Genomic DNA, 26541 nt, shown 5'->3' with positions numbered 1-26541 from the left:
GTTCAAATGACTCATCAATGAAGCCTGGTCACTTTCCGAATCAAAAATGAAGCAGAGGAATAATTCCCCTGCTTCTCTTATCGGAATATATGAGCATTACTTTAATAGATTATTGTACAAATTCATGTATTTCGCCGATGAAGCTTCCCATGAGTAATTAAGACGCATCGCTCGCACGACTAATTTTCTCCATGTGATTTCATTATGATGATAAAGATCTAGAGCAAGATTAATTGTATCTAGCATTTCGTGAGCATTGTAGTTCGCAAAGCTAAAACCGTGGCCTTCACCGGTAAATTGGTTATAAGGTAGTACGGTGTCTTTTAACCCACCTGTTTCTCGAACGATCGGTAGACTCCCGTATCTTAAAGCAATCAGCTGACTGATTCCACATGGCTCAAATTGAGAAGGCATTAGGAATAAATCGGAGGCAGCATAAAGCTGTCTAGCAACCCCGTCATCGAAGTAAATATTCGCGCTAAACCTGCCTGGGTAACGAGCTTCAGCCTCTCGCAGCATATGCTCGTAGTGCTCATCACCCGTTCCAAGAACGACAACCTGAACCTTTTCCTCCATGATTTGAGGAAGAACTCTAAAGAAAAGATCGATTCCTTTTTGTTCTACGAGTCTTGTGATAAGAGCCAGGACAGGTATTCCCTCTCCTACTTGTAAGCCCAGCTTTTTCTGAAGATCTGTTTTGTTTTTTTCTTTAAGTAAATGTGTTGCGTGATAGGAATAAGAAAGTGCTGTATCTGTAGCAGGATCATAAAGTTCTGTATCAATTCCATTAATAATCCCAACAAATTCATCTTCTCTTTTTCTCATAACACCATCCAAGTATTCACCAAAGTATGGTTGCTTAATTTCTTCTGCGTAGGCAGGACTTACCGTTGTAATATAATCTGCATAAAGCAGTCCGCCTTTCATAAAGCTAACGTTCCCATGAAATTCCACACCTTCATTATTGAAGTGGAGTTCACTTAAGTCGAGCAAATCATGAAGGATTGTTTTTGGAAACACTCCCTGGTAACGAAGGTTATGGATGGTATATACCACTTTCATCCCTTCATAATAAGGATGATTTCGGTAATGAGCTTTTTTCAAAACAGGAATCATCCCTGTTTGCCAATCATGACAATGAAGAATGTCCGGTTGCTCTTCTAAATACGGAATCGCTTCTAATACAGCTTTACAGAAGAATGAAAAGCGTTCTCCATCATCAAAATAACCATAGCTACCGCTACGCTTAAAATAATACTCATTGTCAATGAAATAATAGGTAATTCCATCAAGCTTGAGCATTTCAATTCCGCAATACTTATCGCGCCAACCTACAGAAACTGTGATCGTTTCTTTCAGTTCAAGCTGACTTTTGTACGTTTCATTCATATCTTGATATTTAGGTAAAATTACGGATACATTCGCTCCCTGCTTTTGAAGGGCCTTTGGAAGGGCGCCTATTACATCACCCAATCCCCCTGTTTTGATAAAGGGATGACCTTCAGAAGCGGCAAATAATACATTCATTTCAACTTCCTCCTACTAGATGACGGTGGATTTAGCAATAACTCTCGGCTGATCTTCAGAAGTCACTGTCTCATTAGGCGAAACGGAAACGTCTTTATCAAGAATCACATTCTCGATAACGGCTCCTTCACCAATTTCACACTTTTGCATGATAATGCTATTTCGAATCACAGCCCCTTTTCCAACGCGGATACCTCTAAACAAAATACTATTTTCGACTGTCCCTGATATCGTACAACCGTTTGCGATTAATGAGTTCGATACGGTGGAGCTTTCAAGGTATTTAGCTGGCGATTCGTGTTTTACCTTCGTATAAATAGGGCCCGTATTGTAAAATAGTTCCTGCGTCACGTTTGGATCAAGCATTTCCATACTGTAGCGATAGTAGCTTTCAACACTATCAATAAATGTTACATATCCACCGAAATGGTGCGCATGCACATGATAGCGATCCAGACTTGCGGCAATTGCTTCATTAATTGATTCATGCTTACCTGATTCAATACTATCTTCCACGAGGGAAATTAGAAGAGAAGATTTCATCAGAAAAGTGTTTAAATAAACGTTATCTCCTGGAAGAGGCTCAACCCCAAGGTTTAAGCGATCAACGCGCTCATCATCGTTTGTATAAAGCACATTGTAATGACTTCCGCTCGTATAAGGATCATCACACGGCTTATAGACAACAGTGATATCGGCGTTCTGAGCTTCATGTTCTTCAATGATCTGATCGAAATCAACATTCCAAACGAGCTGACCATTTGTTACGAGAACGTAATGGGAAAGGCTTCTTTTGAAAAAGGAAAGGTTTTCATGAAAAGAGTGAATATCTCCAGTGCTTCTGCGCTCTTCATCTGCTGGAGGCTGAAAGAAAAGACCTCCTTGATGACGATCTAGATCCCACTCGCGTCCGGATCCTAAATGGTCAAATAAAGAACGGTATTTTTCACGAGTGAATACGGCAACTGTATTCACTCCTGCGTTTGTTAAATTCGATAATGAGAAATCAATGAGTCGATACCGCCCTGCAAATGGAACAGAGGCAAAGCTCCGATGATCGGTTAACTCACTCAGCGTGTTTTTTTCATCTACGAGGTTAATAACTCCTACTACTTTTTTCATCGTTTCATCCCCCTACTCTATTTTGGTACCGATACAATTTCGCCATCTGCAATTAACGAGATCGAACCATCGCTTGATCCTAGTGTCATGCCATCTTCTACTACCGTTCCACTTTCTACGATAGCGTTCTCAATCGTTACATTCGCGCCAATTTTCACATTTGGCATTATGATCGAATTTTTAATTGTGCTTCCAAGGCCAACATGCACACCATAGAACAATACGGAACGATACACTTCTCCATATACAACACATCCTTCATTAACAAGAGAACGCGTTACCTTTGCTTGAGGTGCGATATATTGAGGTGGTTGGTTCGGGTTAACTGAATAAATTTTCCAGGCAGGATCATTTAGAATTAAGCTTGGATCATCATCAAGTAAATCCATATTGGCTTCCCATAAACTTTGTAACGTACCAACGTCTTTCCAATAACCGTTGAACGAATATGCGAAAACGTTCTTTTCATCTTCAATCATAGCCGGAATGATATCTTTACCAAAGTCATTTGATGAATCTGACTTTTGCTCATCTTCGGTTAAATATTTCTCAAGCGCTTTCCAGTTAAAAATGTAAATCCCCATAGAGGCAAGGTTAGTTTTCGGTTCAGCAGGCTTTTCTTGAAACTCGACAATACGATCTTCATCATCCGTGTTCATGATTCCGAAGCGACTTGCTTCATGCCATGGCACTTCAAGCACAGCAATTGTGGCATCTGCATTGCGCTGTTCATGGTAATCCAACATTTCAGAGTAATCCATTTTATAGATGTGGTCACCTGAAATAACTAGAACATACTCAGGATCATATTGTTTAATGTAGTACATGTTCTGGTAAATCGCATTCGCTGTGCCGCGATACCATTCGCCACCTTTTTGTCCCATATATGGTGGTAGAACAGATACACCTCCATTTTTTCGGTCAAGGTCCCAAGAACTCCCGATTCCAATATACGAATTCAATATGTAAGGCTGATATTGCGTCAGAACCCCTACCGTATCAATTCCTGAATTACTACAGTTACTGAGGGTGAAATCAATAATACGGTATTTCCCTCCGAACGGGACTGCTGGCTTAGCAAGACGTGTTGTTAACTTTCCAAGTCTTGTCCCTTGACCTCCTGCAAGTAGCATAGCGACACAACGCTTTTTAGACATAGCGATTTCTCCTTTCAAGGTTGCTTTTATTTTTTTTGCCGAGAATAACAATTCCAAGTGGTGGTACTTTAAGCATTAGACTACAAGGCTGATTGTGATACGGTTTTCTATCGCTTTGTAAGATTTCTGCGTTAAGTTGACCTGAACCACCATACTTTTCTTGATCGCTATTAAACATTTCGATATAAGTACCGGAAGATGGAACACCAATGCGATAATCATAGTAGACATTAGGAGAAAAATTAATGATGGCGATATCACAATCGCCCTTCGCTTTTCCTTTTCTCATAAACGTTAGAACGGACTGTGAGTTATCGTTCGCATCAATCCATTCAAATCCTTCTGATTCATGGTCAATTCGCCACATGGCCCTTGAATCAAGGTAAAAGTGGTTCAAATCTTTTACATAGGCATTCACCTTACTATGCATGTCATAGTCCAAAACCATCCAGTCTAGTTCAGATAAATCTTTCCATTCATCGTACTGACCAAATTCTCCACCCATAAAAAGCAGTTTCTTTCCTGGATGAGCCATCATGTACCCGTAAAGCGTTCGAAGATTGGCAAACTTCTGCCAATAATCACCTGGCATTTTATTCAACAATGACTTCTTCCCATGTACGACCTCATCATGAGAAAGAGGAAGAAGATAATTCTCAGAAAAAGCGTAAAAAAACGAAAAAGTTAATAAATTGTGATGATGCTTTCGATCATCCATATGGAGCTCCATATACTTCAGTACGTCATTCATCCATCCCATGTTCCATTTATAATTGAAGCCGAGCCCACCTTCATGGATCGGAGCACTTACAAGCGGGTAGTCGGTTGATTCTTCTGCCATCATCAGCACATTCGGGTATTGTTCAAATACCGTCCGATTTAGTTTCTGAATGAATTCCTTGGCTGCAGAGTTCTCGCCTTCAACGCCACCACTTTCATGGTCATGATGATAAAGTAACATCTGTGATACAGCATCCACTCTTAAACCATCTATATGGTAGTAGTCAAACCAGAACAACGCATTTGAAATAAGAAAACTGACAACTTCTGGTTTACTATAATCAAAATTGTACGTTCCCCAATTATGTCGCTCAGCACGAGCAGGATCAGATGGCTCAAAAACAGGACCTCCATCAAATTGACCTAGTCCATGCGCATCTTTGCAAAAATGAGCAGGTACCCAATCAAGCAGTACACCAATGTCTTCTTGGTGACATCGATCAATAAATGCTTTTAAATCATCCGGTTGTCCAAACCGACTTGTTACAGAAAAATAGCCGGTAATCTGATATCCCCAAGATCGATCAAAAGGATGCTCCATAACGGGCATTAGTTCAATGTGCGTGTAACCGAGTTCCTTTACGTAAGGAATGAGCTCGTCCATAAGATCCCGATAAGAATAATAAGAGCCGTCCTCTTTTCTACGCCAGGACCCTGGATGAACTTCATAAATCGACAGCGGGCTGTCATAAGGAGCCGTTTTCTTTCTTTTGTTCATCCATTTTGCATCTTGCCAATCATACTCATCGACTTTTTTAACAATAGATGCTGTCTTCGGTTTTAACTCTGAATAAAATGCATACGGATCAGATTTCATTAGAATCTCGCCTGCACCTGTTTCGACAGCATACTTGTAGAGTTCGTCTTCTGATAGATCTTCTACAAATAACGACCAGAGACCGGACTCTTCGATTTTCTCCATTCGATGCGATGTGGGATCCCATTGATTAAAATTCCCTGTTACAGATACGGCTGCAGCGTGAGGAGCCCAGACTGTAAACCTGACTCCAAATCGTCCGTCTTCTTCCCTTAAATGGGCGCCCATTGAACGATAAGCCTGAAATAAATTTCCCTGATGAAATAAATACCGATCGTAATCTGTCGGCATCGATACAGTCATTGCGGCACCTCGCTCTCATTGATAAATATAGGGATTCCACCATAGTTATCCTCTACATCCTAAAGATTCGACATGTAATATGGTCATTCCTTCAAAAAAAATATTTGTCGAAAAATACATGCTTTTTTCGACAAATAACGGAATAATATTTCATAAAAAATGCTTTTTGATTCATATCTCATAGAAAAAAGGTTGCGGATAAACCGCAACCTTTAGAATGGCTATATTAATGAACGTTTCAATCGAATGAGCAACAATATAAGCGAACATATCATTTTTGAAAAAAACTTTTTTAAGTTATGATACATTCTCTTGCATTTCGTTCATTCGAACCTGTAGCTGGTATGCCATCGAAATAGACCATGCAAGGGGAGTGTTTTTATTTGGAATATCAGTACCACCAATATAAAGTTCTGGAATTTTACCACTTTCAGGTGTAATACTCATGGTTTTCGTCCAATATTCATTCATTTTATCTAGTTCACCCAGCTGCTCATAACATAAACCGAGCCAAGGAAATCCGAAGCACCACTCTGCTTCACTACCTTCATTATAATAAACATCGTTTTCATAACGAATAACTCCGCGTTTTCGCTCGAGTTGTCCCGTGATACGATCTACAATTTGAATGGCTTGTTCTCTTGTTACAACATTTAAAGGATAAATTAAGGATAATAGCGCTAAATCGGCTTCTTTCGTTTCGCTCTCACAAGGCAGAAGTTCATTTAGGACTTCCTGACCCTTTTCAATCATATAAGAGGGAACATTAACGAGCGTATTTACTGCTTTTAATCCTGCAACACATGCTCCGACACTTGATGCATGAACTTCTACATTTTCTTCCCACATGCCGTTGTCTGGGCTTTTCCAGTATTCTAGACATTCTAAGTAGTCGACAAGCTTCTGAACGATGCGATGATCGACTTTGTCCCTTAGCATAGGCTTTCCATTTTGAATTCCTTGTCCTATACCAAACAGCAATATTCCTATTGCATCATTTTGTGCATGACCCCATTCAACAGGAATTTCCTCAAGATCTCTTGTGTATCTGGCATGAATGTATTCATGTAAGTAATGTGGTTTCTGCTCCGTATGAATATCGATTTTCCATTCATACTTTCTCAATAATGTGAGCAGCGCATGATAAGCTTTTTCATATCGTGAACACTTTGAATTTAAATATGGCATAACCGCATAGCATACATCTCTGATCCAAACGTAGTCGTAATCATCGGATGTACTTGCAACATAAGCTCCATTGGGTAATCGCATGCTTTCAAGTACACTGTGCAGCTGCTGTTGATTCATATTTCTCACCTGCTCCTTATTTTTTACTACAATTATACCCTATTCGACAATTTTAAACCTTTTTATGCCACAAAAAAAACTGACCCGGGTAGTTTAGGGTCAGTCAAAAGTCTGATTTATTGCTGTCATATCGCTCATTTCAGGTTCCATTCGATACACATAGTCTATATAGGTAAGAAGTGTGTCTCGCGCTTCTTTCACCTTCAAAAATTCAGTTTCACGTATAAACGCATGAACAAAATGCTCAATTCGCTTCGAAAGAATATCGTCTTCTGTCTTCATCATCAGGATACTTAATTCAATGCAAGCACAATGATGTGTGTAATATAGAGCTTTGTCATAGTCAGTAATGTCCAATGACATGCCCCCTTTCTAGGAGCTTACATATAGTATCCGCTCGTAAGCACCCATTACACGAAGAAAAAGATGTCATATTACGTTCTAAGGAACGTTACACCGTCTTTTTGTTCAATTTTCTTTTCTTTAATAAGTTTCCCCATAGCTCGCTTAAAAGCAGCTTTACTGATGTTAAACTCACTCTTTATGGCTTCTGGATCACTTTTGTCTGTATATGGCATCCGATTGTCACGCTCTTGCATATAAGCAACTAAACGTTCAGAGTCCTCAAGTCTTGCTTCTTTAACAAGTGGTCTTGTGGATACATTTATACGTCCATCTTCTCTAACAAACGTGATCCTCACTGTAAGACGCTGGCCAAGTCTCACTTGATCCTTCATCTCATCCTTATGAAGATAAGCAAGATATCCTTCATTGGTTAAAATTGAAACACCGTCTTCTAGAAAGCGAAAAACCAGGCCTTCTACTTCATCATTTTTACATTCTGCCGGTGCTGATTTAGAAAGCTCCTGTATTTCTTCAAATTTACTTAAATCTGCAAATAGACGCTGCTTTTTATCGAGCTTTAGTCCGCAATACAATTCATCACCAATTGCTGGCCAAGTTGCCCAATCATAAGGTAAATCATCTTTTGATAACAGCATGTCCTTTTGAATACCAATATCAACAAAAACCCCAAGGCTTCTTTTCACTTCTACGACCTTTAGAATCGAAAAAGAATCAACTGTAACAGTTGGTATTGTTTCAGTTGCTGAAAGTCTCCCCTGATGATCATGGTACAAAAACACCTCAACTTCATCATTTTCTTCATAGTTATTTTTAGCTTCTTTTTTATGAAGCATAACGTCTTCGAATCCATTTGTTAGAAAATATCCGTATTCTTGTATACGTGCGACACGTAGCGTCGCCATTTCTCCTGCATATAATTCACTTGCCAACTTGATTCACGCCTTTCTTTTTGCTTGTCTTAGTATATCACTTCCACACCCGGAATTTCCCCTTGTTTCTCATAAAAGTGTCTTTCCTGTCAATACTAATCGTGACCAATTACGAAAAGGAGATGTGCACATTGTCCACATACCGAAAACTAGAGGAAATGTTAAAAAACGCTCATGAGCTAGTTGAATATGCCGATGAACAGCTTCAGCTTGCTACCAAACAGCAATCAGCCATTACTGATAATAGCTATACTGAAACACAGCAATTACTTGAGCGAATGTCCGGAGAATTAGATAAAATGATTCACAGTGCAAATCCTGAACAGCGTGACGCCCTTAATCGAGCGCAACAGCAAATTCAGGATCGGCAAAACAATTTTATTCTCGGGTTTGAAACATGAGATCTGCATATTTGCAGATCTTTTTTAGCTATGTTTAACGCAGTTGATTTTTAGCTCATTCATGCTCTTTGATAACCAGTCGAATGAGACAACAATCGATAATTTAAGTAAAAACAGCTTATTTCTTAAGAAAATGAACCAAATTCACTGGCTAATGTTTGCGAGTGTTTTCTTCTCGCTTTTCTTGCCTTCATACGCTCTAGTCCACCATCATTCACAAATCTTTCTTCTTCTGTCTCAGGCATTGCTTCAGGCACTCTTGCAGGTATACTCTCTTCATCTAGAGCAACGAAAGTTAAGAAGGACGTTGCGCACACTTTCTTTCTTCCTGTTAACACATTTTCGGCAAATATTTTCACAAACACTTCCATTGAAGTATTGTGTGTCCAACTTACATAGGCCTCTAAGCTGACTACTTCACCTTCACGAATAGGACTAAGGAAATCAATTGAGTCAGCTGATGCAGTAACTACTGCTGATCTAGCGTGCTTAGATGCAGCTATGGCAGCAATGTCATCTATGTAAGACATTAGCTTTCCACCAAACAAGGTTCCATGTGTATTTGTGTCAGAAGGTAGTACGAAGCTTGATTTGGTCGTTCTTGAATCACGTATTAATTTTTTTGTTAAAGCTGTATTCGACATCGTATATCCACTCTTTCTAGAAAAGCCCAATTGCTGTTCCGTCTTCAGAAACATCCATGTTAAGGGCCGCTGGTTTTTTAGGTAATCCCGGCATCGTCATTACGTTCCCGGTTAATGCTACGATAAATCCGGCTCCAATGGAAGGACGGAATTCGCGAATGGTTATCGTAAAGCCAGAAGGTCTTCCGAGTAACGAAGGGTCATCCGATAGAGAATATTGTGTTTTTGCCATACAAACAGGAAGTTTCCCCCAACCATTTTCTTCGAATTCTTTCATTTGTTTCTTAGCTTTAGAGGACAATTCTATCCCCGAAGCACCGTAAATTTCTTTAGCGATCGTTTCGATTTTCTCAGTCATTGAACAATCAAGATCATAAAGAGGCTTAAACTGATTTTCAGTTCGTTCCATTTCGTTTAATAACGTTTCTGCGAGCTCTACGCCGCCTTCTCCTCCTCGTGCCCATACATCTGTTAGCGCTACAGGGATATCATTTTCTTTACACCATTCTAAGAGAGTATTCATTTCTAGATCCGTGTCTGTTAGAAACCGATTAATGGCAACAACATATGGTACACCAAATTTTTTTATTGAAGAGACATGCTGTTCCAGATTTGATAGTCCAGCTTTTAGCGCACCAACATCTTCTTTTTTTAGGTTATCTTTTGGTACTCCGCCATGCATTTTAAGGGCTCGAATGGTTGCTACAATTACGGTTGCTGCAGGATCAATATCGCCAGCTCTAGTTTTAATATCGAAAAACTTTTCAGCTCCGAGATCAGCCCCAAATCCTGCTTCAGTAATCACATAGTCAGAAAGCTTTTGCGCCATTTTGGTTGCTGCCACGCTGTTACATCCATGAGCAATATTAGCAAAAGGGCCACCGTGGATTAGGGCTGGAGTATTCTCCAACGTTTGAACAAGATTCGGATTCATCGCATCTTTTAAAAGAAGTGTAATCGCTCCCTCTACACCTAAATCCCCAACAGTAATCGGCTCTTTTGACATGCTATATCCTACTACAATTGATGAAAGACGTTTCTTTAAATCAGTTATGTCTGAAGCTAGACATAGAATCGCCATGATTTCAGAGGCTACTGTAATATCAAACCCATCTTCACGAGGTACACCTTGTGTAGGGCCGCCTAGACCAACAATGACATTACGTAATGCTCGGTCATTTAAATCCACAACGCGCTTCCAAGTGACACGCCTCGTATCAAAACCAATTTCATTTCCTTGATGAATATGGTTATCGATAAGGGCAGATAAAGCATTATGTGCAGACGTTATCGCATGTAAATCTCCAGTAAAATGGAGGTTAATATCTTCCATCGGCATTACTTGTGAATAACCACCTCCAGCTGCACCTCCTTTAATCCCCATACTCGGACCAAGTGAAGGTTCTCTCATGGCAACGATGGCTTTTTCACCGATTCGATTTAGTGCCTGCGCTAAACCAACTGTTACAGTGCTTTTCCCTTCCCCTGCAGGAGTAGGATTGATCGCTGTTACAAGGACGACTTTTCCAGAGGGCTTTTCATTCAAACGTTTCATCGCATTTAATGTAATCTTTGCTTTATAATGACCATAAGGTTCCCATTCATTCTCATATAATCCTAGCTGCTCGGCAATTGTAGAGATGCGAGTCATCTTAGATTCCTGTGCAATATCAATATCACTTTTAAATTTTACTTCCGGCTTCATAGAACCCCTCCATATGTAAGAATGCATCTTTCCAATTTCCATCTTACCCAACTTTATTCTTCCCGTTAAGGATTATGTTTTAATCAGTTGATAGTCTTGACATTTTTCTAATGAGACGTTATATTGTAGTTAACCATTTATCACATAGGATATTTGATTGAGACTTTGATTTCGATTTTTCGTGCACTAATCTCGTACACATCGAATATCTCTTATTCAATGTTCCAGTGAATGGTTGAATTTTAAAGTGCACAAAGATTGTGCTAAGCTTTTAGGAGGAACAAACATGCAAAACGGTAAAGTAAAATGGTTTAATGCAGAAAAAGGATTCGGTTTCATTGAAATCGACGGAGCTGACGATGTATTCGTACACTTCTCAGCAATCAATGATGAAGGTTTCAAAACACTTGAAGAAGGCCAAGACGTTTCTTTCGAAATCGTTGAAGGAAATCGCGGACCTCAAGCTGCTAACGTAAACAAACTCTAAAATATAATTTTCAAAAGGAACTGATGAAATCATCAGTTCCTTTTTTCATGTCATTTTCCGATGAGATAGACGCTAAATCACGATAAACCCTTTGGTTTAAAAAGCAGACTCATGGTCATACTATTCTTGAATGAATCGTAAAGGTGGGATAGTATGTCAGAACCATATTCTGATTTGCAACAAATTGAAATGTCCATTAAATCAGCTCAGCATCTCGTCGGCCAGGCAACGAAAAGCATGAATGGTAACCAGTTACAAGCGGCACAGGATGCGATAAATCAAGCGAAAGAACAGTTCCAACAAGCGCTCTCACATAAATCGGGAACGAATGAACAGTTCTATGAATTTTCTAGTGAATTAATCGAAAAATGTGAAACGCAGTTAAGAGAAGCAAACGAATAAGAGAAGCAGCATTGCGCTGCTTCTCTTATTCGTTATCAACTTCAATGGAACTACTAATTTCTGTACCCTTAAGCGCTTGTTTGGCTAAACGATGCGCCTCTTTATTCTCTTCGCGAGAAATATGCTTGTACACAGGTTGAAGTCTAAGATCACGTAGCGTATCTTCAATGCGATCCATCCACCTCGTTAAGAGTGGTTCATACACGGCCCATTCTCCTCCAAGCTGGTTAATCACCACCTGGGAATCACCTTTGATGAGGATCTCTGTATCCTCAACATCGATTGATTTTATTTCTTGAAGACCTAACCATAACGATGCATATTCGGCCTCATTATTATTTTCAAGATAATCCATCGCTTTATTTATTCGTATGCGTTTTCTCTGCCTACCCTCATAATAATAAATAACCGCTCCGCATCCAGCCTTCTTTGTTTCTTTATCAAAACTACCGTCGAAAATAACCTCAATTGAAGCTGGTCGCTCTTGTTTTTTGGTCATGTATGTTTCCAATTCCTTAACAGACCATTTCGTTCCCCTATTATCAAGAAAGTAAAGGTCGATGGATCGACCAGTTTTAGCAATATCACGTGCCAAAAGAAGCGCTTCATTAAATGGCACTTCGTCTGACGTCATCCAGGAGGAAAGGCCTCTTGGCGTTTTGTATTTCCATTTCACTATAACATCCATGACTATGCCCTCCCTATGTCAAATGTTTACCTAATTGCTTCAATTCTTCTCCAACTGTACATTCGGTAATACAAAACTTTTGGGCATGACATTTACCGTAATCATGTTGATTGACTCTTTTGAGCAAGCAATCCTGACAATATGTATCTAGGATTAACCCTACTTCCATCATAACTTCTTTCTTTTTCATACTTTTCACTCCTACACACAGTCCCTTCTTAACAGTTTTCTCCTTTTACCTTAAATGTATGTCTTCTCTCTACGAACATGATTATGATAAAATACAACAAGACCAGCCCACAGGGGAGGAAAGGCACATGATTGAAGTGTATGTAGATGGAGCAAGCGCAGGTAACCCTGGTCCCTCTGGAGCAGGTGTTTTCGTTAAAGCAGAAGGAAGTGTCATTCGATCTTCTCTCCCGCTTGGCACGCTCACAAACCATGAAGCAGAATTTGAAGCGTTAATTCACGCTCTTACGCTTTGTATAGATAAACAGTTCCGCACAATCTCCGTTCGGACAGATTCACAGCTAGTCAGTAGCGCAGTCGACGGCAGATATGTCAAAAACAAAGGTTATCAACCCTACTTAATTCGATGCTTGGCGTTAGTTGATCAATTCGACCTTTGTTTCATTAAATGGATCCCAAGCTCAAAAAATAAAATGGCTGACGAGCTAGCGCGAAAAGCGATTCAGCAAAACAAATGATAAAAACGTCCTTATCTTCTATCAAATCCTAATTAAAATGAGCGCCTTTTCAATCCAAGGCGCTTTTTTTATTTAGGATTTGTTAACCAACCATTATTTCTACATGCGGATTCTCAATCCGAGATGATCCAGCTCATCTTTAAACTGATCTAAATCCATATCTAACCTGCAATTAGCAAACGAATAATCATCAAGATCAGGAATCGCGCGCTCAATTGTCACAAGTTCAAGACTTAATTTCGCGAACTCCTCGCCATCTATAAGCTTTTTACGATACCGATTAAATTTACTGTCTAGTTCGCTAATGTTCTCATATACCCCTTGAACGGAACCATATTGCTGAATTAGCGGTAAAGCAGCCTTGTCCCCTACTCCGGCAACACCTGGAATGTTATCACTCTTATCTCCAAGTAATGCTTTCACATCAATCCACTGATCGGGTGTAATTCCATACTCTGTTTTGAAATGCTCTTCTGTGTATACCCTATCGCCTTCTTTGCGAATCGCAATAATTTGTGAAACAGAAGGATTCAGAAGCTGAAGAAGATCCCGATCATTACTATAAATGTAACAATCACCCAGACCTTCTTTTGTCCACCGGTCGGAGAGTGTTCCCATTACATCATCTGCTTCAAATCCTTCTACACTCATCTGCGGGATTCCTGTTGCCTTAAACAAATTCACAGCCGTTTCATATTGCTGAATAAGAGGACCTGGTAAATCTTCCCTCGTTCCTTTATATTCTTCATAGAGCGCTTTACGCTTTACTTCATTCCGTTTCACATCCCATGTAACAACAAAATGCGTCGGTTCATACTCCTTTACAAGAGAAATGATTTTTTGCAGCTTCACCCTTAAAGCATTCGTATATAACCCTTCAGGCGTTTGCGAAAGCTGGTCTTCAGACTTTCCATAGGCTGTCGCAAAATAACCTCTACTTAATAAATTAAATCCATCAATTAATACTAATCGGCCCATATATTTGATCTTCCTTTCACCCTATAAACCATTTTCTTTTCTTATGGTAACATAAACGAAATAACAAAATGATCACAATAAAAGAAGGAGCCTTTTTAATGAAGGCTCCTTCTTTTATTCTTGCGGATTTTTCAGCTTTTCTGCTTCCATCTCTGCATAGGATGACATCGCTTTTGCTTTTTGTTGTTTTGCATTATTATTACGCTGTGCATTGGGGTTTCCTTTTTTCTGTCTGCCCATCGTGACACTCCTTTAGAAGTACTTCCTCTCTAGTTTGTGCCAGATTGGCCTCATTCTATTCAGTCGAAATGAAGCTCCTGTTTGTAAGAACGAAGAAACGCTACATACTGCTTGGATGCTTCTTGAAATGCTTTTTTGTCTCCTCTGTCGAGAGCTTGATCAATGGATTGTTGGTAACGTTTTTCCTGGAAAATAAACACGGCTTCATCAAGGATCAATTGGGCGTACAATTCCAACTCAAACGTTTCCTGTTCCTGTTTCTTTTTCATAGCACGTTGTTTCATATTGTCTTTATACGACTTATGATGATTGTTCATGCTAGCTCTCCCCCCTCTGAAGCTCTTTTTTCTATTATACGAGGGAATCGTCAAAATATCAATATTTTTCAGAATATTCCGATATAACTTTTTTTACATGTTTTCTTTTCAAGAGAAAATGCTATTAACTCAAGGATTAGAGCGGGTAACGATCAAGATCAAAATAATTTTTCTTTAAGAGTCTTTCTTGACTCATTAATTCTTTATACGAAAAGGAGGAGGGTAGTTTTGCCGTATCGATTAGCATCAATTGCTCCTCCACGTCTCCAACTAATTCATCTGTCTGATAGCACATCCCGCAATAACCGCATTGAACCGAGGGCAAATCACTAATTTCGACCGCTCTCGATCCATCAGGTAATTCCCAGTAACCTTTATCAAGCGTCTCAAAAGCTCCCTCCTGTTCACACCATTTACAGATCATACGGTTTCCTCTCCTTTATCATTACCTTTGTATTTCTCCTGCTCTGCGTTAAATTTCTTTTCCTTCATAACATCTCTTTTATCGCGCTTATCTTTTAGCGAGCTATGTGTTGCGTCCTTTTCGTACTGAGATCTTCGACTAAACCGCTGAATGCCTTCTGGAACAAGATTAAACCGCTCATCTGTCATTAAGGAATGAATGCCGATAGCAGGTTTTTTCTCCATTTCATAAACCTGGTTAAAGTACGTATCAGCCGTACCAGGAGTATAATTTTCCGGCTCAGGGTAAGAAGTAATAACCCCTTCAAAGTTTCGTAAAATAACTTTATCTGCACTTTGGGAAATCATGTAATTTGGCTGAAGGGCTATTTTTCCACCGCCTCCAGGGGCATCAACTACAAAAGTCGGTACGGCATATCCTGACGTATGTCCCCTTAATCCTTCAATGATTTCCAATCCTTTAGAAACCGGTGCACGAAAATGCCCAATCCCCTCAGATAAATCACACTGATAAATGTAATATGGCCTCACCCTAATTTTCACAAGGTCATGCATCAGCTTCTTCATAATCGGTACGCTATCATTGATCCCTGCAAGAATAACCGCTTGATTTCCAACAGGAACGCCGGCATCTGCCAGCATTTCACATGCCTTCTTCGATTCTTCTGTAATTTCAATACTTGTATTAAAGTGCGTGTTCAGCCAGACAGGATGGTATTTCTTTAAAATGTTACATAAATCCTCTGTAATTCGCTGAGGAAACACAACCGGGGCTCTCGTTCCGATTCGAATAATTTCAACATGTGGAATCGCTCGTAAGTTCTTGAGCACATATTCAAGAATCTTATCATTGATCAGTAGCCCATCTCCTCCAGAAATAAGGACATCTCTCACTTCAGGGGTTCTTGAAATATAGCTTATGGCTTCATCAAGCTGTTTTTTTGGAACCCCCATTCCGATTTGCCCTGAAAAGCGTCTCCTAGTACAATACCTGCAGTACATCGAACACTGATTTGTAACTAGGAAAAGAACGCGATCAGGATATCTATGCGTTAATCCAGGCACTGGGGAATCCTCATCTTCATGAAGAGGATCTTCGAGATCATATTTCGTTTTATACATCTCTTGCGAAATAGGGACTGATTGCATGCGAACCGGACAGCGCGGATCATCCGGATTCATTAAGGAAGCATAGTATGGCGTGATGTTAAGTGGAATGGTTTTCGTTGCGATCTTCACACCTTCTTCCTCGTCAGGTGTTAAGTTCACTACTTTCTTCAAGTCATCAAGCGTTCGAATCGTATTAGTAAGCTGCCAAATCCAATCATTCCATTGGTCTTCCGTGACATTCTTCCAAAGTTCAATATCCTTCCAATTCCGAGTTGGCTTATACAGTTGCATCAGCACAATACATTCCCCCTTCAGATAATCTACTCCTATACTATGCAAGTAGCGTGCCAGCTCCATTAATTCTTCAAAAAAGCCTACTTTTTGGTTTATCGTGGGATCAAGACGCTTATAAGATAAGTCTATTACGGTTACAACTAAGATCCCTACTTATCCACTCCCTTCATTTATTTCCACAATAAAAAGCCAGCTGTGCTCAATATTCGGCACTCTGGCTTAGTGGGTGTTTAGAAAGTTTATATTGTAATGTTTGTCTGGGGATGCCTAACTGCTCTGCAGCTTTTTTCACATTACCCTGGCTGACATTCATGGCTTGTTTTATTAAATCATATTCTGTTTTTAACAAAACGTCGCGGAGTGGTGCCGTTACACGAGATTGATTTTCTGGAAGAAGCACCTCAAAATCGTTCAAGGTTAATGTATGTCCTTCTGCGAAATTCATGGCCGATTGAATCACATGCTCAAGCTCCCGAACATTTCCATGCCAGTGACGCGAAGAGAGCAGCGTTGCCGACTTCTGATCGACTCCTCTTATGTTTTTATGAAATTTATCGTTGTATTTCTTAATAAAATGAGCAATGAGATTAGAAATATCCTCTTTTCGTTCTCGAAGAGGTGGTAATCTAAGATAAATAACATTCAAACGGTAAAACAAATCAACACGAAGCCTCTTTGCCTCAAGAGCAGATTCCGGTTCTTCATTCATTGCAGCTATGATTCGGACATCCACTTTTCTCGTCTTTCCTGCTCCAACTCGGCGGATGACACCATCCTCTAAAACCCGAAGCAATTTTGCTTGTACATCAATGGGCATCGAATTAATCTCATCAAGAAAAAGAGTACCGCCATTAGCTAGTTCGAATAATCCTTCACGCTCCTCAGCACCTGTAAAGCTTCCTTTTGACGTACCAAAAAGAATCGACTCAAGAATCGATGCAGGTAAGGCGGCGCAATTTTGTGCAATAAATGGCCCCACCCGCTTAGAAGCATTATGAATCGCTTGAACAAGGAGTTCTTTTCCAGTGCCAGTCTCACCATAGACAAGAACTGGAGAATGAAGAACGGCAGCTTTTTGGGCTCGGTCCTTTACCTTTATAAAAACGGGATCGTTCGTTAGAATGTGCTCAAATGTATAGATAGTGCCGTTGTCGAACTCCTTGACCGTCTTTCGATTTATTTTAGATTGTAATTCCATTACCTTATCAGACAATATTTTGATACGCGAAAGATCTCGAGCAATTTCCACAGCTCCTTCTAAGTGCCCATTCACAACGATAGGCAGTGTCGTATTAATCGTCGAGATCAAGTGTCCCTTCATATTTCTGTAAGTTTGATCTTTATTAAAAATTGGCTTTCTTGTCGTTAACACATGAGATAGTGTGCTCGTCTCTTTGGAGAGTGATGGAAATGCTTCTAGGTAGTGCGTTCCTAACACATCACCTACTTGCAATCCGTCGTGCTTAGCAGCAATTTCATTATAATAGATCGTCATCCCTCTGTTATCAACGACATGAATCCCTTCATCAATACTTTCTAGGATCGCTTCAAACATTCCATCCGTAAGTGGAATCGTTTCTCTCATAGACGTCCTCCTTTATGCCGAATTTTCATCTATCTGTGCTGATTTTCCGGCACTACCTAGAAGCTTTTTACTCCATAGATTCATATTTTCCCAATCTTTATAGATCTTTACATTGTTTACAAGACGCCCACCATATTCATAGTGAAGCTGATGAAATACAGCATTCATTCCAAAAGAAAGACTCCTCGCGATCGAGTAAGCGTAGTACACCTCTTGCTTTAACAACTCCGTTTCTAAAGCAAGAATTAAGTGACGCATCGTTCCACCTTTCCTATACTCAGGAAGGGTTGCGCAATCCGTCATCTCGGCATTTCTATACGTACGATTCACTTCAGCTGAGGCGGCACTTTTGATTATTCCCTGATCTTCCATTACATAAAAAATCGTGTCACTCTTCATAGCTTTCTTAATGTAACTAGGATCATCCATTGGGGTTGGGTAGACCGAAAACACAGTTTGATATAATTTGGCTAGCGCTTCAGCATCACTTTCAATTCCAATCCGCAGAGGAGGGTTTCCTTTGAGAGAAGTAAGAGGTTTGTTTTGTACAGCCTTTAATAACTTGTCTTCATCTACCCAAGACTCACTATTTCGACGCCAATTCGCTCGATACTTCGTCATGAGATGAGCATCACTACCAGAAAAATAGAAACGAATCTTCCCTTCGTAGGTATAGCCAATTGAAAGAAAGGAGGAAACATCTTCACTTTTTACTTTTACAATGCACTTTGAATATTCGCTCGTAAACACTTCTTGAATATGAGCGATAACTGCTTGGACGCTTCCATCATAAACATCAATACGAATGCGTTCATTAAATGTATCAAACGTACAGGTAAAGACATAATCGCTCCCTTTATAAAAATGCTCAACCGCTTCAATTCGCTTATTTCCCATTAACCTCCCCCTCATTCATGTCTTAAATCAGTAGTTCTTCTTTCTTTTGTAAACTCCTTCCTAAAGGTAAGCTATATTAGAAAAACAAAGTGAAAGAACCACATGAAAAAGAACGGCATAGCCGCTCCTACTTATGCTGGCCACACCATTCTAGAATGATGTGCACAAAAAGTTCTGCTGCAAGCATCATTTGATCAATTTCAATGTATTCATTTGCAAAATGTGCTACCGCTGTCTCTCCTGGACCGAAAATAATCGATGGCGTATTCCCTTCTTCTTGTAGCAATCCCCCATCTGTCCCCCAAGGAGAAGCTTCGATAACGAGATCTTTCCCTGTGACTTCTTCGTAATGACGGCGAATTACGCCCACTAGCGGATGATCTTCACCAACTTCTCCAGGCAGCCATCTTGCTCCAAACCACTCGATCTCTACTGGATGATCCTTTAGCCAATCATCTTCAATAGCTTCTAGGGCACGGCGCATGTCAAGCTTTGCGTCATCAAGCTCTTCTCCAGGAATCACCCCCATTCTTCCCTCTAAAACTACTTGATCTGGAACAGAGGATGGCCAATCTCCACCTGAAATTTTTCCTATATTAATCGGAACAGGGATCGGAATGTTTTCATATAAAGAGTCTGTAATTCGATTATTGCGCTGTTCCTCTAATAATTGGATGGCTTTAATCACCGAAAGGCTTTTCTCGAGAGCAGATACTCCTTCATAACGCGTACCACCGTGTGCACCGCGCCCTGATACGGTGATACGAAACCACATTGATCCCTGCTGCTTAGGGAACACTTTCATCTTCGTCGGCTCTGGAATAAGAGCGGCATCAGCACGGTAACCTCGTTCAATTGCCGCAAGTGTACCTGTTCCCCCACTTTCTTCTTCCACTACGCTTTCAAAGATCAGATCGCCATTTAGAGGAAGCTCCAAATCTTTAAGGCATTTTAAGGCAAGAAGCATCGCCGTATTTCCGCCTTTCATATCGGTTGCCCCTCTACCGTACAGCCTGCCGTTCTTTACTTCCCCGCTATAAGGTTCTAACTCCCAGTCACTTCTATTTCCAGGGGGGACAACGTCAATATGACCGTTCAAAATGAGTGAACGACCACCTCCCTTACCTTTCCACACACCTACAACATTAGGGCTTTGTGTAAAATCTGTTCGATTCGCACAAAATGCACGATGATTAAGGGTTTCGTCTCCAGGAGTAAACCGATCTATTTTCATTCCGAGTTGATGAAGTTCTGACTGAACAAGGTCTTGCACATTTGCCTCGTTTCCTTGCACGCTATCACAACGAACAAAGCGTTGAAGCATTTCTATCCCATAGTCCCGATGAAGCATCATCCATTTGTTTATTTCTTCTTTCATGAGGTCCGCCTCCCCACATGATCAACATTTACAACCGCTTCAGTAGCGCCTAACACATCTTCAACAGAATAACCAGGCATCACTTCGAGAAGAAAAAGCTCTCCCTGATCAATTCGCATAACAGCTCTCTCTGTAATAATCATGTGTGCACCTTCTTTTACCGTCAAAGGGAGAGAACATTCTTTGACAATTTTGGGCTGCCCATCTTTTGTTGTATGACTCATTAATACAATCACCTTTTTAGCTTTTTGAGCGAGATCAATAGCCCCACCCATGCCAGGCACTCGTTTTCCAGGTACGATCCAATTTGCGATATCTCCTCTTCCACTCACTTCAAGTGCGCCAAGAATCGTTAAATCGAGATGTCCCCTCCTAACCATTCCAAACGCTTCTGCACTATCAAAAAATGAAGCACCTGATTGAATGGTAACTGGATATCCCCCGGCGTTAGATAGATTTCCATCTTCCTTACCTTGCTCAGGACTCCCCCCCATTCCTAAGATGCCATTTTCCGTATGCAACATGACATCGAGGGAATTTGGAATAAAGTCAGCTACAAGCGTAGGAATACCGATCCCAAGATTAACCATCATGCCGTACGTGACTTCACGAGCAGCACGTTGTGCAATTAACTTTCTCGCTTCAGCTCCCATACCCATTTCCAATCAACTCCCTTGCTTTCAATGACGTGATCAACGAAAACACCTTGAGTGATAATTTCCTCTGGACCTAGCTCACCTGTTTGTACGATTTCAACAGATTCAGCGATAGTAACATCACCTGCTTTGGCGACAAGTGGGTTCGTGTTTCGTGCACTTTGATCGTAGATTAGATTTCCATATGGATCAGCACGTTTGCAGGCAATAATAGATAAATCTGCCGTAAGAGCAGGTTCAATCATATATTCTTTACCGTGAACGATTGTCTTTTCCTTTCCGTGTTCAATAGATGTCCCAAGCCCAACGTCTACTAAAATACCACCAAGCCCCATCCCCCCAGCGCGAATCTTTTCTGCCAGCGTTCCCTGCGGGTAGAATTGAACGGTAAGTTCTCCGTTATGCATTTGTTTTCCTGCTTCAGGATTTGAGCCAATATGAGATGCAATAAGTGTTGAAACTCTTTTTTCGGTGACAAGCTTTCCAGGTCCGATCCACGGGAAGCCAGCATCGTTACAAATGAGCGTTATATTCTTAATACCAGAATCAAGAATCCATTGAATAAGTGTTGGAGGTGAACCTACTCCACCAAATCCACCACACATTATCGTCATGTTATCTCTTAATAGATCGAGCTCTGACAATGCGCATCTTTTACTTCTCACGGATTTCTCATCCTTTCGTCAGCTTATCGATCGTCTACTATAGAGGCCTTCTATTGTAAGCTCTTTCTCCAATTCAGCTAATGCTTGATTCAGCTTATTCAGAAGGAGATGAACCTCATTTTCTTGAATGATTAGAGGTGGTGCCACAATGACTGCATCACCCGCTATCCCATTCAATCCCCCAGCAGCCGTGTAAACGAGTAAACCGTAGTCATAGCATTTTCTGATAAAACGATTTGTCACTTCATTCTGTAGCAAGAACGGTTCCTTCGTCAGTTGATCCTGAACAAATTCAATAGCTGTTAATAACCCTTTACCTCTTACATCACCAATAAAAGGATAAATCGATTGAAGCTCTTTTAATCCTTTTAAGAGAAGATCACCTTTTTCTTCGGCATTTTTCACAAGATTATTTTCTTCTATATAGTCAAGAACAGCGAGACATATAGCAGATGAGAGTGGGTTTGCACTAAACGTATGACCGCTTAGCACAACTTTGGATCCGCGTTCAATTTCCAGTATGATCCGATCAGATACAAGGGTAGCTGCCATCGGTGTATAACCTGCGCTCATTCCTTTTCCGAGTGCTAAGATATCTGGTGCGACACCCCAATGTTCCATTGCATACATTTTCCCTGTTCTCCCGACTCCTGTCATAACTTCATCTGCAATAAACAAAATATCATAGCGCTCACATACGGCTTTCATTTCTTTAAAATAGGAATCAGGTGGAACAACCGCACCCCCAGCTGCACCAATGATAGGTTCACAAACAAACGCCGCAATTGTTTCTGCCCCAAGTCTTTGAATCGTTTTTTCAAATTCTAGCGCATAGTGCTTTGAACAATTCGGACAGTGCTCATTGTAGGAACATCTGTAACAATAAGGAGGAGAGAGTTCTGGATAATGCTCTAACATCGCGCTAAAGCGACTCCGACGTATGACATGACCGGACATTGAAAGGGCACCCATCGTAATCCCGTGATAGCTCATCCACCTCGATATGATTCTGTTCTTCGTTGGTCGACCCAGTTCCTGCCAATACTGAACGGCTATTTTCAAAGCGGTTTCTAATGCTTCTGATCCGCTGTTCACAAAAAACACCCAGTCCAGATCACCTGGAGCATTGCGACATAGTCTTTCAGCAAGAAGCTCTGCAGACGAACTCGTAAACTGAGAGCGATAAACAAACGATACTTGATCGGCTTGCTTTACCATCGCTTCCTTAATTTCAGGAACGGCGTGGCCGATATTTGCTGTCACAGCACCTGAACATCCATCAATAAACGCATGACCATCCTCATCATATAAATAGATCCCTTTTCCATGAGAAATAAAGGCATAATCCATTCCTAATAAAGGTTTTATTAAGTGGGTTCTTTTACTTATCACCTAATCGACACCTCACTTTTTTGTCTATATGTATAGCCTATGTTGAAATGAATCAAAATTCTATCCCACATCATCTACAAAAAATTCTGACTTTGTTGTACGCTTTGGATAAGAAGAGACGGAGGGACGCCTATGGGACTATCAGTTCGAGAAGCCTTACAGCTACCTGAGATGAGTGGAATTAAATTAATTGCTGGAAAAAAAGGAATTGACCGAGATATTAAATGGTTAACAATCGTGGAAGTAATGGAAGATATGACACGGCTTCATGAAGGAGAGTTTTTAATAACGACGGCATACGGGTGGCACGAGAAATCCGATTCTTATACGAAACTCATTGAAGCCCTTTCGAACAGACAGCTCTCTGCTCTTGCCATTCATACTGGATTTTATCTAGACGTGGTTCCGATTGCGATCATCGAAGCAGCCAACCGAACCGGATTACCGCTTCTTGAAATTCCGAGAACGATGAATTTCTCAATGGTTACAAGAAGCATTTTGGAACAGCTCGTTAATAAACAACTGTCCATTCTTACACAGGCTCAGCATATTCAGGATGACTTAACGTCACTTGTTATTAAAAATGCTGGCTTTTCAGCTATCACTGATGCACTATCGAAACTACTAAACTGCACTGTTTCAATTTATCATGCGGATAATGCTCTTTTAGCAGAGACTTATCTCACGAATCAAAATGATTCTACCGATGAATTCTATCCGATCAAAACCGAAGGAAAAGCAATTGGAACAATTCATATCAAGAAACCAACACCACTCACTGCACTCGATCACCTTGCTTTAAAACATGCGGCTAATATTTTTGCGATTGAATTTCTAAAACTACGTATCATTGAAGATACTAGATCTCAGATCGAAGCTGATTTTCTTGATGTTTTATTCTCCCAATCCTACGAAGACGAGAAATTGATATTAAAAAAGAGCAAAGAAATGGGCTATGATCTAACCGGTTCTAATACAATCGCAGTTCTTTCATCATCTAACCTTACAAAACTTGAGGAAGACTGTCAGCAGCAATTAATCGAAACAAGAACGAAAGGTATAATAAAGAGGAAGATGGATCATATTGTTGTGCTTCTCTTAGGTGACACCATTCCCTTCAAGGAAGGAACGAGCTCTTCTATCATTGGATTCAGCATGACCAAAATAGGCATACGACACCTTGAACTAGCCCTTAAAGAAGCTACGGTTGCACATCAATTTGCTAAATATCGAAACGAACATCGTCTATCCTTCGCTGACCTGGGTGCTTATCAGTTATTCATTCGATTAAAAGAAAATGGCGAAGATCTTTCACCCTATTATTCACCTCTTCTATCACCAATAGTTGACTATGATCGAAAGCACCAGGCTCAGCTAATGAAGACACTTGAATCTTTTCTAGAAAACAACCTTGTCATTAACCGTACAGCTGATAAATTATTTATTCATAGGCATACACTAAACTATCGAATCAAACAATTAGAAAAGCTCACCGGTATTGATATATACGCATATGATCAGCGCATGCAGCTTCAATTTGCTCTACTTGCTTATCGGACCGATTGCATTCTTCCAGCTATTTAAAAAACAGATTCCCTATCAATGATAGGGAATCTGTTTTTTATTGAGACGATAGCGAAGACCAATTTAGAAGAAAATTATCTGAATATTGGTTATCCACAGAATTTTGTGGGTAACCCATCTACGGCACCTATACCCCCATGTATTTAAAATATACCAGGGGTGGGTATACGAAATCATCTGTTGATAAGTGTCAGAAAGCCCATAATATCAATAGTTACCAAAGTTATCAACACTTGAATTTTCAGAGGTTTCATGTCTTTATAAACAGAACATCTTCATTTCGACGATAATATAGAAATTATGCTACAATGATGTTTATGAGAAGAAGAGACGGAAAGGAAGACAGACCTATGGAGCATTTATTAAACCCTCGCGTGAAGGAAATTGAGATTTCTGGGATTCGAACTTTTTTTAATATGGTAGCTGATTATGAGAACATGATTTCATTGACAATTGGCCAACCTGATTTTGAGACACCAGCTCATATTAAGGAAGCAGCTCAAGCCGCTATTAGTGAAAACAAAACAACGTATACTCATAATGCCGGCATCCTAGAACTCCGAAAGGCAGCAGCTAATTTTCTACAATCAAAATACAATCTTAACTACCAAGCGGAATCTGAGATCATTACCACTTCAGGAGCAAGCCAGGCAATTGACGTTACACTTCGAACACTTCTCACTGAAGGTGACGAAGTGATTTTGCCAGGTCCTGTGTATCCAGGTTATGGGCCAATCATTACATTATGTGGAGCAACTCCAGTACACGTCGATACGACTAAAAACGGATTTAAAATGACGCGCGACCTAATTGAAGATGCCCTAACAGAGCGAACAAAATGCATTATTCTACCTTCCCCATCTAACCCTACTGGTGTTGCGATGTCTTATGATGAATTAGCCGATCTTGCTGATTTACTTAAAGCTAAAAACATTTTTGTTTTATCTGATGAAATTTATTCAGAGCTTAACTTTTCAGGTGATCATTCTTCGATCGCTCAATTTGATGGCATGCGTGATAAAACGATCGTAATCAATGGACTATCTAAATCTCACGCTATGACAGGATGGCGCATTGGCTTTCTCTTCGCCCCAGTAGAACTATGCCAGCATATCTTGAAAGTTCATCAGTATAATGTCTCCTGTGCTTCATCAGTATCTCAGTACGCCGCTCTAGAAGCGTTACAGAATGGATTGCAAGACTCGATTGAGATGCGAGTTGCTTACAAGGAACGAATGAATTATGTTTATGATCGATTAGTTGGTATGGGGTTATCTCCAATCAAGCCTGACGGTGCTTTCTATATCTTGCCTTCCATTCAGGAGTTCGGCTTATCTTCATTTGACTTTGCAATGAAACTCGCAAAAGAAGGTAATTTAGCAGTTGTACCAGGAAGCGCCTTTTCATCACTTGGCGAAGGCTATGTAAGAATTTCATTCGCTTATAAACTTGATGTACTAAAAGAAGGTATGGATCGCTTAGAAAAGTTCATCCACACCCTTAGATAGAATGAATAAGAGGCTGGGACAAAACCCAGTAAATTAAAATAAGAGTGGCCCTGCGGACAAAGAATTTGTTCGCAGGGCCACTCTTTCTATATTTTCATCTTAATTTAACAATAAAATAAGGACAACCTCTGATAAAATTATAGTTACCACACAATAACCATCGGAGGTGCC

Annotated in this window: 28 protein-coding genes; 6 read left to right on the top strand and 22 right to left on the bottom strand. The window is 40.3% G+C overall.

Going from position 1 to position 26541, the window contains the following annotated elements:
• Positions 1–96: 96 nt before the first annotated feature.
• The 7 genes from glgA to AC0VYV_RS10720 all read right to left on the bottom strand — a co-directional run bounded on the left by glgA (position 97) and on the right by AC0VYV_RS10720 (position 8309).
• Entirely contained in the window at positions 97–1527 is a 1431-nt protein-coding gene (glgA, locus tag AC0VYV_RS10750) for a glycogen synthase GlgA (protein WP_475367337.1), read from the bottom strand.
• 15 nt (positions 1528–1542) lie between these two features.
• Complete coding sequence (glgD, locus tag AC0VYV_RS10745) at positions 1543–2649, bottom strand: glucose-1-phosphate adenylyltransferase subunit GlgD (RefSeq protein WP_475374821.1); 1107 nt, start codon at positions 2647–2649, stop codon at positions 1543–1545.
• A gap of 17 nt (positions 2650–2666) precedes the next feature.
• Entirely contained in the window at positions 2667–3806 is a 1140-nt protein-coding gene (locus AC0VYV_RS10740; protein WP_194221554.1) for a glucose-1-phosphate adenylyltransferase, read from the bottom strand.
• Positions 3799–5706, bottom strand: coding sequence for a 1,4-alpha-glucan branching protein GlgB (gene glgB / locus AC0VYV_RS10735; protein ID WP_430246262.1), 1908 nt, complete (start codon positions 5704–5706; stop codon positions 3799–3801). Before glgB ends, AC0VYV_RS10740 begins: the two co-directional genes overlap by 8 nt.
• Positions 5707–6003: 297 nt before the next feature.
• The gene (locus AC0VYV_RS10730) at positions 6004–7014 is read right to left on the bottom strand and encodes a glycoside hydrolase family 15 protein (RefSeq protein WP_430246260.1); all 1011 of its coding nucleotides are present in this window, start codon (positions 7012–7014) and stop codon (positions 6004–6006) included.
• Between the two features lie 99 nt (positions 7015–7113).
• A complete protein-coding gene (locus AC0VYV_RS10725; protein WP_194221551.1) occupies positions 7114–7371 on the bottom strand; it encodes a YhdB family protein in 258 nt (85 codons plus the stop codon).
• A 77-nt stretch (positions 7372–7448) separates the two neighbouring features.
• Positions 7449–8309: a CvfB family protein gene (locus tag AC0VYV_RS10720; RefSeq protein ID WP_475367335.1), complete on the bottom strand. Its 861-nt coding sequence runs from the start codon at positions 8307–8309 to the stop codon at positions 7449–7451.
• A gap of 131 nt (positions 8310–8440) precedes the next feature.
• On the opposite strand from AC0VYV_RS10720, the gene AC0VYV_RS10715 reads away from it, so the two are divergent.
• The gene (locus AC0VYV_RS10715) at positions 8441–8710 is read left to right on the top strand and encodes a DUF2524 family protein (protein WP_404682131.1); all 270 of its coding nucleotides are present in this window, start codon (positions 8441–8443) and stop codon (positions 8708–8710) included.
• A gap of 125 nt (positions 8711–8835) precedes the next feature.
• Here the strand turns inward: AC0VYV_RS10715 and AC0VYV_RS10710 are convergent, their stop codons facing one another.
• The gene (locus AC0VYV_RS10710; protein ID WP_194221549.1) at positions 8836–9354 is read right to left on the bottom strand and encodes an acyl-CoA thioesterase; all 519 of its coding nucleotides are present in this window, start codon (positions 9352–9354) and stop codon (positions 8836–8838) included.
• A gap of 16 nt (positions 9355–9370) precedes the next feature.
• Positions 9371–11059: a formate--tetrahydrofolate ligase gene (locus AC0VYV_RS10705; protein ID WP_475374820.1), complete on the bottom strand. Its 1689-nt coding sequence runs from the start codon at positions 11057–11059 to the stop codon at positions 9371–9373.
• A 286-nt stretch (positions 11060–11345) separates the two neighbouring features.
• Between AC0VYV_RS10705 and cspD the strand changes: the two genes are divergently transcribed.
• Together cspD and AC0VYV_RS10695 are read left to right on the top strand one after the other, a co-directional pair.
• Positions 11346–11546: a cold-shock protein CspD gene (gene cspD / locus AC0VYV_RS10700; RefSeq protein WP_194221547.1), complete on the top strand. Its 201-nt coding sequence runs from the start codon at positions 11346–11348 to the stop codon at positions 11544–11546.
• 153 nt (positions 11547–11699) lie between these two features.
• The gene (locus tag AC0VYV_RS10695; RefSeq protein WP_194221546.1) at positions 11700–11948 is read left to right on the top strand and encodes a DUF2564 family protein; all 249 of its coding nucleotides are present in this window, start codon (positions 11700–11702) and stop codon (positions 11946–11948) included.
• 25 nt (positions 11949–11973) lie between these two features.
• Here AC0VYV_RS10695 and AC0VYV_RS10690 read toward each other — a convergent pair whose 3' ends face one another.
• Together AC0VYV_RS10690 and AC0VYV_RS10685 are read right to left on the bottom strand one after the other, a co-directional pair.
• Positions 11974–12636 carry a DUF771 domain-containing protein gene (locus AC0VYV_RS10690; RefSeq protein WP_194221545.1) on the bottom strand — a complete coding sequence of 221 codons (663 nt, stop codon included), beginning with the start codon at positions 12634–12636 and terminating at the stop codon, positions 11974–11976.
• 13 nt (positions 12637–12649) lie between these two features.
• A complete protein-coding gene (locus AC0VYV_RS10685) occupies positions 12650–12826 on the bottom strand; it encodes a zinc-finger domain-containing protein (protein WP_430246252.1) in 177 nt (58 codons plus the stop codon).
• A 127-nt stretch (positions 12827–12953) separates the two neighbouring features.
• On the opposite strand from AC0VYV_RS10685, the gene AC0VYV_RS10680 reads away from it, so the two are divergent.
• The gene (locus AC0VYV_RS10680; protein WP_194221543.1) at positions 12954–13343 is read left to right on the top strand and encodes a reverse transcriptase-like protein; all 390 of its coding nucleotides are present in this window, start codon (positions 12954–12956) and stop codon (positions 13341–13343) included.
• Between the two features lie 99 nt (positions 13344–13442).
• Here AC0VYV_RS10680 and AC0VYV_RS10675 read toward each other — a convergent pair whose 3' ends face one another.
• The 11 genes from AC0VYV_RS10675 to AC0VYV_RS10625 form a co-directional block, all read right to left on the bottom strand.
• Positions 13443–14321 (bottom strand): 5'-3' exonuclease, encoded by an 879-nt coding sequence (locus AC0VYV_RS10675; protein WP_430246250.1) that lies wholly within the window; start codon positions 14319–14321, stop codon positions 13443–13445.
• Positions 14322–14435: 114 nt separating this feature from the next.
• Entirely contained in the window at positions 14436–14561 is a 126-nt protein-coding gene (locus AC0VYV_RS10670; RefSeq protein WP_475374819.1) for a hypothetical protein, read from the bottom strand.
• 59 nt (positions 14562–14620) lie between these two features.
• Positions 14621–14878, bottom strand: coding sequence for an IDEAL domain-containing protein (locus AC0VYV_RS10665; protein WP_430246248.1), 258 nt, complete (start codon positions 14876–14878; stop codon positions 14621–14623).
• Positions 14879–15014: 136 nt separating this feature from the next.
• Positions 15015–15302: a YokU family protein gene (locus AC0VYV_RS10660; RefSeq protein WP_404682137.1), complete on the bottom strand. Its 288-nt coding sequence runs from the start codon at positions 15300–15302 to the stop codon at positions 15015–15017.
• Positions 15299–16708 (bottom strand): lysine 2,3-aminomutase, encoded by a 1410-nt coding sequence (gene kamA / locus AC0VYV_RS10655; protein ID WP_475374818.1) that lies wholly within the window; start codon positions 16706–16708, stop codon positions 15299–15301. Before kamA ends, AC0VYV_RS10660 begins: the two co-directional genes overlap by 4 nt.
• Before the next feature lie 196 nt (positions 16709–16904).
• Positions 16905–18290 carry a sigma-54 interaction domain-containing protein gene (locus tag AC0VYV_RS10650; RefSeq protein ID WP_475374817.1) on the bottom strand — a complete coding sequence of 462 codons (1386 nt, stop codon included), beginning with the start codon at positions 18288–18290 and terminating at the stop codon, positions 16905–16907.
• Between the two features lie 12 nt (positions 18291–18302).
• Positions 18303–19187: a putative beta-lysine N-acetyltransferase gene (gene ablB / locus AC0VYV_RS10645; protein WP_475374816.1), complete on the bottom strand. Its 885-nt coding sequence runs from the start codon at positions 19185–19187 to the stop codon at positions 18303–18305.
• Positions 19188–19314: 127 nt separating this feature from the next.
• Complete coding sequence (locus tag AC0VYV_RS10640) at positions 19315–20565, bottom strand: peptidase (RefSeq protein ID WP_475374815.1); 1251 nt, start codon at positions 20563–20565, stop codon at positions 19315–19317.
• Positions 20562–21224 carry a 3-oxoacid CoA-transferase subunit B gene (locus tag AC0VYV_RS10635; protein WP_475368966.1) on the bottom strand — a complete coding sequence of 221 codons (663 nt, stop codon included), beginning with the start codon at positions 21222–21224 and terminating at the stop codon, positions 20562–20564. The genes AC0VYV_RS10640 and AC0VYV_RS10635 overlap by 4 nt, the downstream gene beginning before the upstream one ends.
• Positions 21194–21886 carry a CoA transferase subunit A gene (locus tag AC0VYV_RS10630; protein WP_475374814.1) on the bottom strand — a complete coding sequence of 231 codons (693 nt, stop codon included), beginning with the start codon at positions 21884–21886 and terminating at the stop codon, positions 21194–21196. Before AC0VYV_RS10630 ends, AC0VYV_RS10635 begins: the two co-directional genes overlap by 31 nt.
• Before the next feature lie 18 nt (positions 21887–21904).
• Positions 21905–23278, bottom strand: a complete 1374-nt coding sequence (locus AC0VYV_RS10625; RefSeq protein ID WP_475374813.1) for an aspartate aminotransferase family protein — start codon at positions 23276–23278, stop codon at positions 21905–21907.
• Between the two features lie 132 nt (positions 23279–23410).
• On the opposite strand from AC0VYV_RS10625, the gene AC0VYV_RS10620 reads away from it, so the two are divergent.
• The gene (locus AC0VYV_RS10620; protein ID WP_475374812.1) at positions 23411–24862 is read left to right on the top strand and encodes a PucR family transcriptional regulator; all 1452 of its coding nucleotides are present in this window, start codon (positions 23411–23413) and stop codon (positions 24860–24862) included.
• Positions 24863–25212: 350 nt separating this feature from the next.
• The gene (locus AC0VYV_RS10615) at positions 25213–26370 is read left to right on the top strand and encodes an aminotransferase A (RefSeq protein ID WP_475374811.1); all 1158 of its coding nucleotides are present in this window, start codon (positions 25213–25215) and stop codon (positions 26368–26370) included.
• Positions 26371–26541: the final 171 nt, after the last annotated feature.

It is taken from the genome of Anaerobacillus sp. QJM3NY_17, from assembly GCF_056173665.1.
The sequence above is the reverse complement of the archived record's forward strand: the minus strand, read 5'-3'. Positions and strand labels throughout refer to the sequence as shown.

Bases quoted from the DNA above. Each gene is read 5' to 3' on its own strand.
- glgA (WP_475367337.1), bottom strand. From the start codon at position 1,527: ATGAATGTATTATTTGCCGCTTCTGAAGGTCATCCCTTTATCAAAACA.
- glgD (WP_475374821.1), bottom strand. From the start codon at position 2,649: ATGAAAAAAGTAGTAGGAGTTATTAACCTCGTAGATGAAAAAAACACG.
- AC0VYV_RS10740 (WP_194221554.1), bottom strand. From the start codon at position 3,806: ATGTCTAAAAAGCGTTGTGTCGCTATGCTACTTGCAGGAGGTCAAGGG.
- glgB (WP_430246262.1), bottom strand. From the start codon at position 5,706: ATGACTGTATCGATGCCGACAGATTACGATCGGTATTTATTTCATCAG.
- AC0VYV_RS10730 (WP_430246260.1), bottom strand. From the start codon at position 7,014: ATGAATCAACAGCAGCTGCACAGTGTACTTGAAAGCATGCGATTACCC.
- AC0VYV_RS10710 (WP_194221549.1), bottom strand. From the start codon at position 9,354: ATGTCGAATACAGCTTTAACAAAAAAATTAATACGTGATTCAAGAACG.
- AC0VYV_RS10705 (WP_475374820.1), bottom strand. From the start codon at position 11,059: ATGAAGCCGGAAGTAAAATTTAAAAGTGATATTGATATTGCACAGGAA.
- cspD (WP_194221547.1), top strand. From the start codon at position 11,346: ATGCAAAACGGTAAAGTAAAATGGTTTAATGCAGAAAAAGGATTCGGT.
- AC0VYV_RS10695 (WP_194221546.1), top strand. From the start codon at position 11,700: ATGTCAGAACCATATTCTGATTTGCAACAAATTGAAATGTCCATTAAA.
- AC0VYV_RS10690 (WP_194221545.1), bottom strand. From the start codon at position 12,636: ATGGATGTTATAGTGAAATGGAAATACAAAACGCCAAGAGGCCTTTCC.
- AC0VYV_RS10685 (WP_430246252.1), bottom strand. From the start codon at position 12,826: ATGAAAAAGAAAGAAGTTATGATGGAAGTAGGGTTAATCCTAGATACA.
- AC0VYV_RS10680 (WP_194221543.1), top strand. From the start codon at position 12,954: ATGATTGAAGTGTATGTAGATGGAGCAAGCGCAGGTAACCCTGGTCCC.
- AC0VYV_RS10675 (WP_430246250.1), bottom strand. From the start codon at position 14,321: ATGGGCCGATTAGTATTAATTGATGGATTTAATTTATTAAGTAGAGGT.
- AC0VYV_RS10670 (WP_475374819.1), bottom strand. From the start codon at position 14,561: ATGGGCAGACAGAAAAAAGGAAACCCCAATGCACAGCGTAATAATAAT.
- AC0VYV_RS10665 (WP_430246248.1), bottom strand. From the start codon at position 14,878: ATGAACAATCATCATAAGTCGTATAAAGACAATATGAAACAACGTGCT.
- AC0VYV_RS10660 (WP_404682137.1), bottom strand. From the start codon at position 15,302: ATGATCTGTAAATGGTGTGAACAGGAGGGAGCTTTTGAGACGCTTGAT.
- AC0VYV_RS10650 (WP_475374817.1), bottom strand. From the start codon at position 18,290: ATGAGAGAAACGATTCCACTTACGGATGGAATGTTTGAAGCGATCCTA.
- ablB (WP_475374816.1), bottom strand. From the start codon at position 19,187: ATGGGAAATAAGCGAATTGAAGCGGTTGAGCATTTTTATAAAGGGAGC.
- AC0VYV_RS10640 (WP_475374815.1), bottom strand. From the start codon at position 20,565: ATGAAAGAAGAAATAAACAAATGGATGATGCTTCATCGGGACTATGGG.
- AC0VYV_RS10635 (WP_475368966.1), bottom strand. From the start codon at position 21,224: ATGGGTATGGGAGCTGAAGCGAGAAAGTTAATTGCACAACGTGCTGCT.
- AC0VYV_RS10620 (WP_475374812.1), top strand. From the start codon at position 23,411: ATGGGACTATCAGTTCGAGAAGCCTTACAGCTACCTGAGATGAGTGGA.
- AC0VYV_RS10615 (WP_475374811.1), top strand. From the start codon at position 25,213: ATGGAGCATTTATTAAACCCTCGCGTGAAGGAAATTGAGATTTCTGGG.